The organism is Acinetobacter sp. CIP 53.82 (genome assembly GCF_000369465.1).
Taxonomy (GTDB): domain Bacteria; phylum Pseudomonadota; class Gammaproteobacteria; order Pseudomonadales; family Moraxellaceae; genus Acinetobacter; species Acinetobacter indicus.
In genome coordinates this window covers 1-1,419 of sequence record NZ_KB850042.1, presented here as the reverse complement: position 1 = coordinate 1,419, position 1,419 = coordinate 1, and the positions used below count along the sequence as shown (strand labels likewise).

Below are 1,419 nucleotides of genomic sequence, written 5' to 3'. Positions count from 1 at the left end.
CGAGTCATCTTTATAATTTAAGCCCAGATGCAGGTGGACGTTATGTCTGGCATATTTCTTTAGGAACTGAAGATTATTGGTATATTGCTTTACGACTGATATGCTTTGGTTTACTGACAGGGTATGCAGATCAAATGAGTCGAATTATGACGATTATCGATTATGTGGAAGCAACGCCTGAAGGGCAGGAAAAAGATGGTTTAATCGAGCGATTGATTGCTCCATTTGTAACAGATCGAGGCATACCACCGAACGATGCACGTCGTCATTTGCCTTATCGTAAGCTCATTAAAGTTTTTGATGCTGATGCAGAAAAGCGTCCAGCAATGATGTTGCAATACTTAGAAGATTGGTATGAAGCCAGTCGTCGTGAACCTTATCATGATCAACATCCACAACCTGATATTAGATCAGGCATCAGTTATTTTGGTTATTGGTCATGGGAAGCAGCAGCTGTGACATGGCTATTAGATATTGACGATTCAACTTATCGAGAGCATCAATTTTATCCGAAAGATTTAGTCGATTTTGCTAGATCGCAAGCTGAATCGGTTTCAGCAGAAACCACTATAGAAAAAATTAAAATCAAAGGTGGAGAGCAATCCACGAAAACAGGTTTTTGGACGACTCCTGCCCAGCCAAATCAGCGTCAGCACTTTAGTAAAGGTGAGATTTTACCAACGCTTTCTGAACAAGATTGGGGTGAAGTATATTGGTATTATGATGGTGAAGAATAGAATTAAAAATGCCCTTCGGGGCATTATTTTTATATGGATAATATTATTGCCCATTCTTAATATCATAAGTCCAAAGAAAAAAATAACTTCAACCATTATGAGAAATGTAAAGGCCTAAATTAGCCAAAGTGTACACTGACAGTAACCGCACACGGTATAAAATTAGAATTTGTTTTACCAAACGAGATGTTGGAGAGATAAAAGAATGTCAACACAAGTAGGTGATCAAGAAATAGATTGGCAAAAATGGGAAAGCTTAGAAATAGATAATGAAATTAGCTTTCGAGATGAATATTTATTAATACAAGATTACCATGAGAATTTTGATGAATTATTAAACGGATTATATGCCGTTATTGATGGATTTAGTCATTATAAAAATGATTCTAAGTTTGGTGGATATATTGCTTCTGGAAGAAGACGGATTATTGATACTTTAGATTCGATGTCCTTACAGTATTCAGCAGGTGGAGATTTAAATTTTATAAAAGAACTTTACCCGTATCTTCTTCATTGGGCAGAAGAATATGCTGAAACGAGTCATCTTTATAATTTAAGCCCAGATGCAGGAGGACGTTATGTCTGGCATATTTCCTTGGGAACTGAAGATTATTGGTATATTGCTTTACGATTGATATGCTTTGGTTTACTGACAGGGTATGCAGATCAAATGAGTCGAATT

General features: G+C 36.4%; 1 protein-coding gene and 2 pseudogenes. All 3 read left to right on the top strand.

The genetic code is table 11. The features are described from left to right. Positions 1-737 (top strand): PoNe immunity protein domain-containing protein (locus tag F905_RS00185; protein ID WP_005175078.1); only part of this gene is annotated, 737 nt, incomplete at its 5' end. Positions 738-830: 93 nt separating this feature from the next. Further along, positions 831-938, top strand: a pseudogene (locus F905_RS15615) (hypothetical protein); the annotation flags it as partial. A gap of 4 nt (positions 939-942) precedes the next feature. Then, positions 943-1,419: pseudogene (locus F905_RS00180) on the top strand (hypothetical protein); the annotation flags it as partial.